Origin of the sequence: Achromobacter sp. DH1f (assembly GCF_000633435.1) — a bacterium.
Classification (GTDB): Bacteria; Pseudomonadota; Gammaproteobacteria; order Burkholderiales; family Burkholderiaceae_B; genus Achromobacter; species Achromobacter deleyi.
The window spans coordinates 44,025-57,877 of sequence record NZ_AYMF01000025.1 but is presented as its reverse complement, the minus strand read 5'-3'; the positions used below and the strand labels follow the sequence as shown (position 1 = coordinate 57,877).

The following is a 13,853-nucleotide window of genomic DNA, read 5'->3' as shown; positions in this document are numbered from 1 at the left end:
GCGCAGCGGCGCTTGCGCGGGGTGCCTGTTTCGGTCTATTCTTTGTCGGTTGACAAACAATTGAACCTGCCGATTGGCGGCGGGTCACTGACTGAAATCATCATGCACACGCACTCCAAGCAAGCCCCTGCCCTGCAGACCCTCAAAGGCCCCAGCATCCACCTGGCGCAATTCAGCGACGCGGCCGCGCCGTTCAACAGCTTGCCAGCCGTGGCCGAATGGGCCGCCGGGCTGGGCTTCAAGGCGTTGCAGGTGCCGGCCTGGGACGAGCGTTTTTTCAATGTGGAGCTGGCCGCGACCAGCCAGGACTATTGCGACGAGATCACGGGGATGCTGGCGAGTCACGGCCTGGTGATCAGCGAACTGACGACGCATATCTTCGGTCAGTTGCTGGCGGTGCATCCGGCCTATGACGCGATGTTCGATACGTTTGCACCGGTGCAGGTGCGTGGCAATGCGCAGGCGCGCACCGAGTGGGCGCGCCGCAACCTGCTGCTGGCGGCACAGGCCTCGCGCCGGCTGGGCCTGACGGAGATGGGCACGTTCTCGGGCTCGTTCGCGTGGCCCTATCTGTTTCCGTTTCCGCAGCGCCCCGAAGGGCTGATCGAGACCGCTTTCGACGAGCTGGCGCGCCGCTGGCTGCCGGTGCTGGATGCCTGCGATGAACAAGGCGTGAATCTGTGTTTCGAGATCCATCCCAGCGAAGACCTGCACGACGGCGTGACGTTCGAGATGTTCCATGAACGCGTCGGCGGCCACGCGCGCTGCGGCATTCTGTTCGACCCCAGCCATTTCGTGCTGCAGCAGCTGAACTACCTGGATTACCTGGACATCTACAAGGACCACATCCGCATGTTCCATGTGAAGGATGCGGAATTCAATCCGACCGGACGCCAGGGCATCTACGGCGGCTATCAGTCGTGGGTGAACCGCGCCGGACGCTTTCGCTCGCTGGGCGACGGCCAGGTGGACTTCAAGGCGATCTTCTCGAAGCTGGCGCACCACGGCTATCAGGGCTGGGCGGCGCTGGAATGGGAATGCTGCCTGAAGGACCAGCAGACCGGTGCGCGTGAAGGCGCGGCCTTCATCAAGCAGCACATCATTCCGGTGACCGACAAGATCTTCGATGACTTCGCGGGCGCCGCGATCGACCAGCGCCAGATCAACACGCTGCTCGGCATTGCCTGAATTCACTCTTGAACCATAACGAATCTGGACACGCAGTCATGACCCATCCCCACGACGCCTACCTTCCCGCGGGCGCGGACTTTTCGCATCGCTATCTCATCGTCAACGGCGCGCGCGTGCATTGCGCCATCGCCGGCAGCGGCACACCCGTGCTGCTGATACCCGGCTGGCCGCAGACCTGGCTGACCTGGCGTCACGTGATGCACGCGCTGGCCGCCCAGGGCTACATGGCCATTGCCGTGGACCCGCCGGGCACCGGTGATTCGGACCACCCTTCCTGCGGCTACGACACCGGCGCCATTGCTGCCACGCTGCATCAGTTGATGACGCAGCTGGGCCACGCGCGCTACCAGGTGGTGGGGCACGACATCGGCATGTGGGTGGCCTATGCGCTGGCCAGCGATTTTCCGGGCGTCGTCTCGCGCCTGGCGCTGACCGAGGCCGTGATTCCCGGCCTGGCGCCCGAACCGACGATCTTCGCGCCGCCGGCCGACAATGTGTTCCTGTGGCATTTCATGTTCAACCGCCTGCCCGACCTGCCCGAGGCGCTGATCGCCGGCCGCGAACAGGCCTACCTGACGTATATGTTCGACAAGTGGTCGCACCGCCGCGACCGCGTGGCGGCGCAGGCGTACATCGATGCCTATGCGGCGCCGGGCGGGCTGCGCGGCGGCTTCGCGTATTACCGCGCGATTCCCGAGACGGTGCGCCAGAACACCGAGCGCGCCCGCACGCCGTTGACGATGCCGGTGCTGGCCATCGGCGCCGAGCACGCCACGCGCGATGCCCCGCTGGTGACCATGCAGCGCGCGGCCACGGACGTGCGCGGCGCCATCATCCCGGACTGCGGCCACTTCGTGACGGAAGAGTGCCCGGACGAATTCCTGGCGCACCTGCTGCCGTTCCTGTCGCGCGAGGGCTGAGCCATGCCGTTGGATCCCCGCATCAATACCTATCTGCGGCGCCTGTCGTCGGTGGCTGCGCCGCTGGAGCTGGCGGCGCGCCGCGAGGCCGCCGAGATCGGCTTGCGTGAACTGCATGGCCCGCTCGAAGCGGTGGCGGCCATCGACACCTGGACGGTGCCCGGCCACGAGGGCCATCCGATCCGCGTGCGCGCCTACACCCCTGACGGCGCGGCGCCCGATGCCGTGCTGCCGGCGTTGGTGTTCGCACACGGCGGCGGCTGGTTCCAGTGTTCGCTGGCGCTTTACGACAACCCCTGCCGCGCGCTCTCCAACGCAACGCAATGCAAGGTGCTGTCGGTGGACTACCGGCTGGCGCCGGAAAGCAAGTTCCCGATTCCACTCGAGGACTTCTATGCCGCGCTGGTCTGGGTGTCCGAGCACGCGGATCGCCTGGGCATCGATCCCGCGCGCATCGCAGTGGGCGGCGACAGCGCGGGCGGCAACCTGGCCGCGGCCGCCGCGATCATGGCGCGCGATCGCCAGGGTCCGGCCATTGCCCACCAGTTGCTGTGCTATCCGGTGGTGGACCACGACTTTTCAACAGCGTCGTACCAGGCGTACGGCCAGAATTTCTTCCTGACCGAAGAAGTGATGCGCTATTGCTGGTTCACCTATCTGGTGAACGAGGCCGACGGTGCGTCGCCCTATGCATCGCCGCTGCGCGCCGACCTGGCCGGCCTGCCGCCCGCCACGTTGCTGATCTGCGAATACGATCCGCTGCGCGATGAAGGGCAGGCCTATGCCCGCAAGCTGCGCGAGGCCGGCGTGGATGCGCGCGACCACCTGCTGCCAGGCATGGTGCATGCGTGCATCCATATGCTGGGGCTGACGCCGGACGCACGCCGGCTGTTCGATCTGGCGGGCGAGGCGTTGGCCAGGCAAGCGTGGTGAGAGTGGCACGCGTGGCGGACGCAGCGCATCCGTGCCGCCGCGCATCGCCTGGTGCAAAGCCGGGTTCGTCGGGGCCGACGCTTGCTCAGAACTGCCAGCGCACTTCGAGGCGGCCGGTATGGTCGCGGTTGGCGCTGGCGTATTGGCCCGCGTAGGCCAGGCCAATGGTCGCGCCGCGGCTGACGGCCAGGTCCGCACCCAGTTCCACCAGGGCGGCGTCGCGGCTGATCGGCGCACCGGTGACGGTGAAGGCCTGGCCCGCATCGAAGGCCAGGCGCGAGGTCGGCGTCAGGTCGCCGAACGCGTGACGCCAGCCCAGGCCGGCCGAAACGGAACCGGCCAGCGTGCCCAGCGTCACGGCCTGCTTGCCGCGCAGGCCGAGCGTGGTGGTGGTGGTGTCGTTCTTGCTCGATTCGCCGGACAGGGCCGCGCTGCCGCCGGATTCGCTGAAGCCGCGCACGCGCTGACCCGCCCAGGCGACGCCGGCATACGGTTCCAGCGTCAGGCCGTCGGTGACGCCAAACGCGTAACCCAGCTCAGTGAACACCTGCGTGGTATTGCCGCCGTAGTCTGCGGTCAGCGTCTGGTCCAGTCCGCCGCCGCCGATCTGGCGACGGGTCTGGATGTCGTGCCAGGAATACGCCGCACCGGCCATCAGGTTGAGCTTGCCTGCGCCGATCGAGAAGGCCTTGCCGCCGTAGACGATGGCGCTGTAGCTGGAAACATCGGCGCGCGAGGCCAGGTCGTCCACCGTCAGGCGCGAGTCCGTGTACCCGACCGCGCCGCCCAGGCGCCAGCCGCCGCCCACCGCGCCATCCGCGCCTGCGAACACGCCGCCGGTGTGCTGGCGCGCCGAGGCATTGCCGCCGCTGGCGCCGATGCTTTGCCAATTGCCGATCAATTGCGCCCAGGCCGGACGCGCTTGCGATGCCGGCAGGGCCGATGCCAACGGCGCGGCATCGCTTACCCCGGCGGCGGCGGTCGGCGCCCCCGCCGTGCTGCCCGCGGCCAGGTTGCCGCGCAGTTGATCCAGCGGCGTGTTGCGCACGGCGCTGGTCAGATTGTTCAGGCCGGCGGCCACGGTGGCATGCGCCTCGCCCGACAGGCCCGCGAAAAATCCTTGCGGTGCGCCCACGGGCAGACCGATGGCGGCGCCGTAGACGCTGTTCGAGGCCGGCATCGATTCGACCGCATTGGCCGCGGCGCGGGCGTTGCGCCCGGACACCAGATCGGCAAAGCGCAGCGGCGTGCCGCCAGTACCGGGGTCGACCGGCGTGACAGGGTTGACCGGGATGACCGGATCAACCGGCGTCCCCGGATCGACCGGCGGCACCACCGTGCGCGTCAGCGTCAAGGTCACCTGCTTGTCGTCGGCCGAATACGACAGCGACGGCGTCAGGTACGCCAGGTTGCTGGTCACCCCGGCAAAGCGCGAATTGACGAAGGTGCCGCCCGCGGTCAGCACCACCTGGCTGAAATGTTCGTTATAGGTGCCGGCCTGCGCCGCGACCTCGACCGTGGCGCCCGCCAGCGCCGCCTGGCCGCTGATGTCCAGCCGGTCCATCGCGGTGGGCGTGGCGCGCACGCTATAGAGGCCGGTCGTGCCAAACGTGAGATTTCCAGTGAGGGCAACCGTGGCCGTCGACCCGCCACCGATCTGCAAGCGATTGCCGCCCCCCGCGCTGAACACCACGTCGCCCAGGGTCGTGGACCCTTGCGTCAGCACCAGCGTATTGCCAGTGCCCGACAGCGAGACGGCGATGCCGCGGGTGCCGCCGCCGTCCAGCCCCGCAATGATCGTGCCCTGTTGAGTGACGATGGTGTCATTGCCGGTCACCTGCACGCCGATGCCGCCTTGGCCCAGGCCCGACGGCCCCCCCGTCCCGGCGTTGCCACCGCGGATTTCACCCAGGTTGAGCAGGCGCTGCGTGTCGCCCGCCAGCACGACGCCCGCGCCGCCATCGCCGCCGCGGTTGACCAGGATCACCGACGCGTGACTGCTGTCCTGGGTGACCACCCGACCGCCCCCGCCCCCGCCGCCGCCCCAGATCTGCCCGCTATTGACCAGCACCGCGCCAGTCCCTTGCGCCAGCACGCCCGCGCCGCCCTGGCCGCCCCGCGCGCTGGCCGGGTCCGGAATCGGATTCGGCACTGAGCCCCAGTCGATCATCCCACCGCCGCCGCCCCCGCCGCCCACGATCAACCCCTGGTTGTCCAATTGGTGCGCCGCCGCGCCGGATAGCTGCACCCCGATACCGCCGCTGCCGCCCATGGAGGTGAGTCCGAGCATGGACTGGACGATGATCAGGCCGCCGCCCCCGCCGCCCCCGCCGACGACGGACGCGAAAGGGTTCAAGCTCACGACCGGCCCCTGCATCCCAGTCTGCCCCGCGCCTCCCGACCCCAGTACATCACCGCCACTGTTACCGGGCGCGCCCCCGCTCACGCCGGTCCCGTTCTGCCCGACCTGGCCGAACGCAGCGCCCCCATCGCCCACCAGGGACGGTCCGCCAAACGCGCCGCCGCCGGACACGCCCCCTCCGCCATTGCCCCCTGCGCCCGCGGCGAAAGCGGGCGGTGCGCCATACAGCGCGGCGGTCAGGGCCAGCATCAGCGGCAAGGGACGGGTACAGAACAGGGTCATGACGGAACTCCAGCACATCGGCGATCCCGATCAGTAACATCACAACCGAAAGAGTTCCAATTTCACCGAGAGAAAAGGCCTAGCGGCCGCGTCCCGTCTTGAACGCAGACGGGTTTACCCCGAACTGCTTGCGAAACGCCGCGGCAAAGTGGCTGGCATTGCTGTAGCCCAGGTCGGCCGCGACATGCAGCACCGACAGCTTGCCCTCGGCGAGCTGCCGCTGCGCATGGTGCATGCGGGCATGCTGGAACAGGTCGTAGACGCTGCGGCCATAGTGCCGCCGGAAGGCGCGCACCAGCGTCGGCACGCTCAGGCCCGAATCGCGGGCCAGCGCATCCAGGCTGGGCGGGCGGCTCAGGTCCGCCAGCAGTTGTTCGTGCACCTGGGCCAGGCGGCGCTGGGTGGTGGAGGGCAAGGCCATGCGCGACCGGCCCAGGCCTTCCAGGAACAGGCTGACCAGCAGCAAGGCCTGGCTGCGCAGCCACAGGCCGTGGCGCGGCGGCGCGGTGCCCGGGCCCAGCCCCTGTATCAGTTGATGCGCCGCACTGTGCAGTTCGGCGCCGCGATGGCCTTGCAGGTAGCAGGCGTTGCCCAGCCCGTCCGCCAGGCCGGCATCCCGGTCCTGCACCCAGCCGTACAGCACCTCGGGCCGCACCATCACCGTCACGTTATCCAGACGACCCTGCTGGTAATAGCTGCCCCGCCGTCCCGGCCCGTAGCTGATGCTGCCCGCGCCCGCTTCCACCGCATAGGTCTGCCCGCCCTTGGCGCCATCGAAATGGCAGGCCGCCTTGCCCTGCATCTGGCTGTTGAAGCTGAAGTGGATGTGATCGCTGTCGTCTTGCAACGCGATGCGGGTGGGTTGCGCGAAACGGCTGCTCCAGCAGACCAGTTCGGCGCCTTCCTGCAGCGGCAGCCGCGTGATGCGGCACAGGCTGTCCTGGCCCAGGTGCAGCACCGACGTGTCGGCGACCACGCGGGAGATGGGGAGTAGACCGGCGTCTTGGGGGGCCATGGCAGGGATCGTCTTGCGTGGAAGGGATGGCGTGAAGGTCTTGCCTGATGAAGCGGCGCGGACGTGAGCGGATCGGGGCGAGTGATCGGATTCGGGTAGAAACACGAATAGAAATCATTATTATCCATTTGCTTCATGCCCGCAATCACGGCCCCGGCCGGCCTGCTTGCGGCGTGCCACCCCTTTACCCCGGATTCCCGAAAGGCCCCCCATGCGATTTCCGCCCCCCAACCCGCTGACCCTGGGCGCCCTCGCCCTGTCCATGGCGTTTCCGCTGCATGCGCAAAGCGACCCGTCCACCGCGGCCACCCTGGCGCCCGTTGTCGTGCATGCACGTGGCGCCGATGAAGCGCCCAAGGACCTGCCCTACAGCGTGGACGTGGTGGACGGCATCACGCTGCAAGAGCGCCGGCTGCTCAACGTGGAACAGGTGCTGCGCGCCACGCCCGGCGTAAACGTCAACTCGTCCGGCGGCGCCAACGTGTCCACCATCTACATCCGCGGCGTGGGTGCGCTGTACCCGATGAGCATGGACGACAGCTCGGTGGCGCTGAATGTGGACGGCAGCCCGCTGTCGACGCGCCAGATCGCCATCGGCACGCTGGACACGGACCAGATCGAAATCCTGAAAGGCCCCCAGGGCACGCTGTTCGGCGGCATGGGCGAAGCCGGCGCGATCAACCTGACCACCCGCCGCCCGACCCGCGAATGGGAAGGCTATGCGCGCGCCGAGGTCGGCCAGGACCGGCAGTTCCTGACCGAAGCGGCGGTGGGCGGCCCGCTGACCGACAAGCTGGCCGGCCGCTTCGCCATTCGCAGCGCGGGATCCGACCACTGGATCGAGAACGACCGCACCGGCGGCCCGCTGTCCAAGCCGCGCGACCTGGCGTTTCGCGGCAGCCTGCTGTGGGACCTGACCTCGCGCACCAGCGCGCTGGTGTCGGCCGAGCGGCACCGCCTGCGCCACTACGGCGAACAACTGGTGCTGATGCCCTACAGCAAGCCCGCGTCGGTGGACATGGACCCCGGCCTGTTCCAGGACAGCCGCAAGACCATCGAGCGCTACACGCTGCAGCTGGATCACCGCTTCGACGGCAGCCGCTTGACCGCAACCTCGGCCTATACCGATACCTACAACATCGCGCCGGTGGTCTACGACGGCAAGCTGCAAAGCGCGCTGGGCCGCGGCAGCCGCGAGTTCTGGAACGTGGACGAGGCCAAGGAACGCGTCTTCACGCAGGACCTGCGCCTGAGCTCGCTGCCGCAAAGCGACGTGTTCTGGGCCGCCGGGGTGTCGTATTCCACGTCGCGGCGTTCGTACGACACGCCGCGCAACACCTACGGCGACGCCAGCGCCAAGTTCCGCGACTTCGACACGGACCGCTATGGCGTCTATGGCGAAATGACCTACCCGCTGACCCGCCGCCTGAAACTCACCACGGGCCTGCGCCAGTCGTGGGACCGCAAGACCTACAACGCCAGGTACCACGGCGGCGGTATGGTGCAGACCGACAGCCGCAAACTGGACGACAGCTTCACCACCGGCCGCATCGGCCTGTCGTACGCCCTGACACAGCAGGCCACGCTGTACGCCACCTATGCCCGCGGCTACAACCCCGGCGGCTTCAACGACTATGCCGCGCAACCCGACGACAGCAAGCCCTACAAGGCCGCCAAGACCGATTCGTTCGAAGTGGGCTTCAAGACCGACAGCGCCGACGGCCAGTACGGCCTGAACGGCGCGGTGTACCTGAACCGCGTGCGCAACAACCACCTGCTGTCGTATGACTCGGCCACCTACGTCGTCAGCGCCCTGAACGCCGACACCGAAAGCCGCGGCGCCGAATTGCAGGCCGTGTGGCGGCCGGGCGATGGCCTGGCATTCACGGCGGGCGTGAGCTTCATCGACGCCCAGATCAAGACCGCGGTCCATGGCATCGGCGACGGTGACGTGCAGGCCGGCAACCGCGTGCCCGACGTCTCGCGCTGGAATGGCACGCTGGGCGTCACCTACCGCAAGCCGCTGCCCGCCTTCCTGGGCTTGTCGGCGCCGGTGCTGCATGCGCGCGTCGACTACCAATACGTGGGCAAGCGCGCCGCCGATCCGCAGAACCATTTCGACCTGGACAGCTACCACAAGCTGGACGCGCGCCTGGGCATCGCCAACGGCCGCGCCGAATACTACGTGTGGGGCAGCAACCTGCTGGACGAACAGTACGACCTGTATGGCTACTTCGCCCCGCCGTCGGTCGCCTACGGCGCGCCCGCGCGCGGCCGCACGCTGGGTGTCGGCGTGTCGTACACCTTCTGAACCGGAGCGCGGCCGTGACACCTATCCCTCAACCGCCGCTGGCCCCGCGCGAGTGGCGCCTGCTGGCCAGCCTGTACGGCACGCAGTGCCTGGGGCTGATGTTCTTCGTGGTGGCCATGGTGGCCATCCTGCGCGAACGCGGCGCGGGCATGGACACCATCGGCCAGGTCTATCTGCTGGGCATGGTGTGGCCGCTGAAGGTGCTGTGGGCGCCGTGGATCGACCGCTGCGCCATCGGCCGCCTGGGCCACTACCGGGGCTGGCTGCTGCTGACGCAGGGCGGCCTGGTCGCCGGGCTGATCGCCATCGGCTGCTACGACGTGCAGGACGACTTCGGCGTGGTCTATGCGCTGTGCCTGGCGAGCGCGGTGCTGTCGGCCACGCAGGACATTGCGCTGGACGGGCTGGCGTGCCGGTTGCTGCCGCCCGCCCAGCGCGGCCTGGGCAACGGTTTGCAGATCGCGGGCGGCCTGGTCGGCAACCTGGTGGGCGGCGGGCTGATGCTGATGCTGTATCCCACACTGGGCTGGCGCGGCTGCGCCTGGGTGCTGGCCGGACTGACCGCCGTGTCGCTGGCGCAACTGCTGGCCTATCGCGAACCCGAACGGCCCATCGCCAGGCGCCGCGCGTCGTATGGCCGGCTGCTGGCCTTCTGGCAGACGCCCGCCCGCAAGCGCTGGCTGGGTTTGCTGCTGGTGTATCCCGTGTCCAGCGCCACGGCGTATTCCATCCTGATGCCCGCGCTGGTCGATGCGGGCTGGACGCTTGCGCGCATCGGCCTGGTGGTCAATGTGTTCGGCTCGATAGCGGGCGTGGGCGCGGCGCTGCTGTGCGGCAAGCTGCTGGCGCGCATCGGCCGGCGCCAGGCGCTGCTGGGCGCGGCCGGGTTGCAATTGCTGGGCGTCGCGGGCATCGGCCTGCCCGCCCTGGGCGTGGACAGCCCGGTGGCGGTGGGCGCGGCGGTGGTGCTGTATTTCCTGCTGTACAACCCGGCCGCCACGGTACTGGCGACCCTGATGATGGACCAGGCGTCCCCCGACAGCCCCGCCACCGACTACACGCTGCAATACAGCCTGAGCCAGGGCTTCGTCATGGCCATGACCGCGGCCGGCGCCACCTTGTCGATCAGCCTGGGCTACGGCGGCGTGGTGCTGCTGTCGGCCGGCCTGGCCGTGCTGGCGATTGCGGCCAGCGCCTGGCTGTACCGTGGGAACGCGGCATGAAGCAGGCATCGCCCTGGGACATCCTGCGCCCCGTGCGCGGCCGCATCCGCGTAGCGATGGGCCTGTCGCTGCTGAGCGCGCTGGCCGCCACCGCCGCATTGGTGAGCGTCGCGCTGAGCCTGCACGCCTTGTGGCGCATGCCGCAGACGTTTCCCTGGCCGCCCGCCCTGCTGGCTGCCGCAGCCACGGCAGCGGCGTGCATGCTGCGCCTGGCGGCGTTCAACCAGTCGCATGACGCGGCCTTCCGGCTGGAAGTGCTGCTGCGCACCCGCCTGGCCGAACACGTGGCGCGGCTGTCGTTCGGCCGCTTGCAGGCGTTGGGGCCCAGTGCACTGGCCAAGGTGGCGCACGACGACGTCAAGGCGCTGCACGCCTTCGTGGCCGACAGCACGCCGCTGTACGCACGCGCCTACGCCATGCCGCTGCTCAGCGCGGCCGCGCTGCTGTGGCTGGATTGGCGCCTGGCGCTGGCCGCTGCCGCCATGATGCTCACAGGCCTGGGCGTGCTGGCGATTGCCATGCGCGGCCACCAGGCCATCACGCAGCGCTACCACCAGGCCCGCGAGCAGGTCAGCCAGGCCGTCGTCGAATACGTGCAGGCCATGCCAGCCGTACGCACGTTCGACACCGGCCGCAACACCTTCGGCCGCTACCAGGCCGCGCTGGAGCACTACCTGCATGTGCTCACCGCCTGGTATCGGGGATCGCGCTTTTCCGCGCGCTTTGCGTTGGCCGTGCTGAACCCAATGCCCACGCTGGCGGTGCTGCTGTGGCTGGGCGCGGCATGGATCCCCCGCGGCGCACTGGACTTCACCGCGTGGCTGGGCGCACTGCTGCTGGGCATGGGCATGGCCGAGGCGGTGTTTCCCATGATGTCGCTCGCGCAGATGGTGGACCGCGCCAAGCTCAGCATCACACGCATCCAGCAGGTGCTGGCCGAACCGCCCCTGCCCGCGCCGCGAGGTTCGCACGGCGTCCCGACGGACGCGTCCGTGGTATTCGACCACGTCACCTTCCGCTACGGCCCCGACGCCCCGCCCGCCCTCTGCGACCTGAGCTTTACCGCGCGGCCCGGCCGCGTCACCGCGCTGGTGGGGGCATCGGGCGCCGGCAAGAGTTCGGTGGCGCGGCTGATTCCCCGCTTCTGGGACGTGGGCGCCGGCAGCATCCGCGTGGGCGGAGTCGACGTGCGCGACCTGGACCGCGATGCACTGATGCAGCACATGGCGTTCGTGTTCCAGGAAAACGTGCTGTTTTCCGGCAGCATCGCCGACAACATTGCGCTGGGCCGCCCCCAGGCCAGCCCGCGCGAGATCGAAGCAGCCGCGCGCGCAGCCCAGGCCCACGACTTCATCGCGGCGCTGCCGCAGGGCTACGCCACGCCGCTGGGCGAAGGCGGCGCGGGCCTGTCCGGCGGCCAACGGCAGCGCCTGGCCATCGCGCGCGCCGTGCTGATGGACCGTCCCATTCTGGTGCTGGACGAGCCCACTGCCTATGCCGACCCCGAGACAGAACTTGCGGTCAACGCGGCGCTGACGGCCTTGATGCAGGGCCGCACGGTCATCATGGTGGCGCACCGCCTGGCCACCATCCGCCATGCCGATCAGATCCTGGTGCTGGACCAGGGCCGCCTGGCCGAAGCCGGCACGCATGACGGCTTGATGGCGGCGCGAGGCCGCTACGCCCGGCTGTGGCAGCAACACGAGCAGGCCTGTCGCTGGACGCTAGGCGCGTCGCTGCGCAAGGAGCCAGCATGAACCCGCCCCCCAAATCCACCGCCCCCTGGCGGGACACCTGCGCCCGCCTCTTGCGCAGCGCCGGCAGCCAGGCTGCGCGGCTGCGCGCCAGCCTGGTGCTGCTGCTGTTGGCCGCCGTGCTGCAAGGCCTGGCGCTGGCTTGCATCGCACCGCTGTTCCAGCGCATCGCGCAAGGCGCGTCGTTGCCCGGCTCGGCAGGCTGGCTGCTGGCCTTCACGGCCTTGGGCCTGGCCGCCACCGCGCTGCGCTGGCGCGCGCAAGGCTTTGACTACCACGGCCACATGGCCCGCGCGACCCATGAATTGCGCGTACGGCTGGGCGAACAGCTGCGCCGCATGCCGCTGTTGGCGCTGCAAGAGCGGCGCGCCGGCGAAGTGGCATCACAGTTGCTGGGCAGCGTCGATGAACAGATGAACTACGTGGTGACGGTGGTCAACCTGATCCTGTCCGCCATCGTCACGCCGGCCGTGGCGGCGCTGGCCCTGATGGCGGCGGACTGGCGGCTGGGCCTGGCGCTGCTGCTGGTGTTTCCCGCCCTGGTGCCGTTGTACCGCTGGCGCCGGCCGGCCCTGGACCGCGGCATGCGCCAGGCCGCCCAGGCCAACGAGGCGCTCAGCGCCGACCTACTGGAACACCTGCAAGGCCTGCCCGTCTGCCTGGCCACCGGCAGCGCAGGTGCCGCGCGGCAACGCCTGCTGGCGCGCGTGGCCGAGGTCGAAGCCGTGCAACGCCGCGCCCATCGCCAGGGCGCCAAGCCCACGCTGTGGATCGCGCTGGCCGTAGAAGCCGCGTTGCTGGCCCTGCTGGGCGTCGGTGCGCTGTGGGTCACGCAAGGCAGCCTGGACCCCGCCCTGCTCGCCGCCGCATTGGTGCTGGTGGTGCGCTTTGCCGAGCCGCTGGCGACCTTCGTGACGTACACCGCCATCTTCGCGCTGATCGAAGCCGCACTGGCGCGCATCGACACACTGCTGGCCGAGCCGCCGCTGCCGCAATGGCCGCGCCAGGCGCCCCCGCCCGGTCCCGCGCCCATCGAGGTCGACGCCGTCTGTTTCCAGTACCCCGGCTCGACCGCACCGGCATTGCGCGACCTGGACCTGGTCTTGCCCGCCCGTGGCCTGACCGCACTGGTGGGCCCGTCGGGTTCGGGCAAGACCACGCTGACCCGGCTGCTGATGCGCCACGCGGACCCGCAGGCGGGCGCCATCCGGATCGGTGGCGTGGACCTGCGCGCGCTGGACCCGGCCGACCACCACCGCCTGATCGCCACCGTATTCCAGGAGGTGCATCTGTTCGATGACACGGTGCTGGGCAACATCCGCATGGCGCGGCCCGACGCGGACGAGGCCGCCGTCGTTGCGGCCGCACGCGCCGCGCAATGCCTGCCTTTTATCGAACGGCTGCCGCAAGGCTGGCATACCCGCCTGGGCGAAGCGGGCGGACGCCTGTCGGGCGGCGAGCGCCAGCGCCTGTCGATCGCGCGGGCCCTGCTCAAGGATGCGCCGATCGTCATCCTGGACGAACCCACCGCCGCGCTCGACACCGAGAACGAGCGGGCGGTACAGGCCGCCATCGACCGCCTGGTGCAGGACCGCTGCGTCATCGTGATCGCGCATCGCCTGTCCACCATCGTCGCGGCCGACCGGATCCTGGTGCTGGACCAGGGTCGGCTGGTGCAGTCGGGCCGCCACGAAGGCCTGCTGGCGCAGCCCGGCCGCTATCGCGCCCTGTGGCAAGCGCAGCAAGGCGTGGCGCCGTCTTTCCCTGCGCCGTCTTTCCCTATAATCCCCGCATCCCCCGCGAGCCCGACCGCGGCGGATGCGGTTCTGATGCGACACAACACCCAGCCATAACAGCCAGAC

The 13,853-nt window shown here is 69.4% G+C and carries 9 protein-coding genes; 7 read left to right on the top strand and 2 right to left on the bottom strand.

The genetic code is table 11. The features are described 5' to 3' along the window. The first annotated feature begins 132 nt into the window (after positions 1-132). Genes U858_RS0121025 through U858_RS0121015 form a run of 3 tightly spaced genes read left to right on the top strand, consistent with a single transcriptional unit; the run spans position 133 to position 3,044 of the window. Positions 133-1,188, top strand: coding sequence for a sugar phosphate isomerase/epimerase (locus tag U858_RS0121025; RefSeq protein WP_025139132.1), 1,056 nt, complete (start codon positions 133-135; stop codon positions 1,186-1,188). Positions 1,189-1,226: 38 nt separating this feature from the next. Next, entirely contained in the window at positions 1,227-2,111 is an 885-nt protein-coding gene (locus U858_RS0121020) for an alpha/beta fold hydrolase (RefSeq protein WP_025139131.1), read from the top strand. A 3-nt stretch (positions 2,112-2,114) separates the two neighbouring features. After that, complete coding sequence (locus tag U858_RS0121015) at positions 2,115-3,044, top strand: alpha/beta hydrolase (RefSeq protein WP_025139130.1); 930 nt, start codon at positions 2,115-2,117, stop codon at positions 3,042-3,044. Between the two features lie 85 nt (positions 3,045-3,129). Here the strand turns inward: U858_RS0121015 and U858_RS0121010 are convergent, their stop codons facing one another. Continuing rightward, the gene (locus tag U858_RS0121010) at positions 3,130-5,688 is read right to left on the bottom strand and encodes an autotransporter outer membrane beta-barrel domain-containing protein (protein WP_025139129.1); all 2,559 of its coding nucleotides are present in this window, start codon (positions 5,686-5,688) and stop codon (positions 3,130-3,132) included. Positions 5,689-5,767: 79 nt separating this feature from the next. After that, complete coding sequence (locus U858_RS0121005; protein ID WP_025139128.1) at positions 5,768-6,703, bottom strand: AraC family transcriptional regulator; 936 nt, start codon at positions 6,701-6,703, stop codon at positions 5,768-5,770. A 211-nt stretch (positions 6,704-6,914) separates the two neighbouring features. On the opposite strand from U858_RS0121005, the gene U858_RS0121000 reads away from it, so the two are divergent. Genes U858_RS0121000 through U858_RS0120985 form a run of 4 tightly spaced genes read left to right on the top strand, consistent with a single transcriptional unit; the run spans position 6,915 to position 13,844 of the window. Next, a complete protein-coding gene (locus U858_RS0121000) occupies positions 6,915-9,014 on the top strand; it encodes a TonB-dependent siderophore receptor (RefSeq protein WP_232786575.1) in 2,100 nt (699 codons plus the stop codon). Positions 9,015-9,028: 14 nt separating this feature from the next. Next, positions 9,029-10,237, top strand: coding sequence for an MFS transporter (locus tag U858_RS0120995; protein WP_025139126.1), 1,209 nt, complete (start codon positions 9,029-9,031; stop codon positions 10,235-10,237). Continuing rightward, a complete protein-coding gene (locus tag U858_RS0120990) occupies positions 10,234-11,994 on the top strand; it encodes an ABC transporter ATP-binding protein (protein WP_051593642.1) in 1,761 nt (586 codons plus the stop codon). Before U858_RS0120995 ends, U858_RS0120990 begins: the two co-directional genes overlap by 4 nt. Beyond that, positions 11,991-13,844 carry an ABC transporter ATP-binding protein gene (locus tag U858_RS0120985; protein ID WP_025139124.1) on the top strand — a complete coding sequence of 618 codons (1,854 nt, stop codon included), beginning with the start codon at positions 11,991-11,993 and terminating at the stop codon, positions 13,842-13,844. The genes U858_RS0120990 and U858_RS0120985 overlap by 4 nt, the downstream gene beginning before the upstream one ends. Positions 13,845-13,853 lie beyond the last annotated feature (9 nt).

What these genes read in the sequence shown, in the direction of transcription:
- U858_RS0121020 (WP_025139131.1), top strand. Translation starts at nt 1,227, where the DNA reads ATGACCCATCCCCACGACGCCTACCTTCCCGCGGGCGCGGACTTTTCG.
- U858_RS0121015 (WP_025139130.1), top strand. Translation starts at nt 2,115, where the DNA reads ATGCCGTTGGATCCCCGCATCAATACCTATCTGCGGCGCCTGTCGTCG.
- U858_RS0121010 (WP_025139129.1), bottom strand. Translation starts at nt 5,688, where the DNA reads ATGACCCTGTTCTGTACCCGTCCCTTGCCGCTGATGCTGGCCCTGACC.
- U858_RS0121005 (WP_025139128.1), bottom strand. Translation starts at nt 6,703, where the DNA reads ATGGCCCCCCAAGACGCCGGTCTACTCCCCATCTCCCGCGTGGTCGCC.
- U858_RS0121000 (WP_232786575.1), top strand. Translation starts at nt 6,915, where the DNA reads ATGCGATTTCCGCCCCCCAACCCGCTGACCCTGGGCGCCCTCGCCCTG.
- U858_RS0120990 (WP_051593642.1), top strand. Translation starts at nt 10,234, where the DNA reads ATGAAGCAGGCATCGCCCTGGGACATCCTGCGCCCCGTGCGCGGCCGC.
- U858_RS0120985 (WP_025139124.1), top strand. Translation starts at nt 11,991, where the DNA reads ATGAACCCGCCCCCCAAATCCACCGCCCCCTGGCGGGACACCTGCGCC.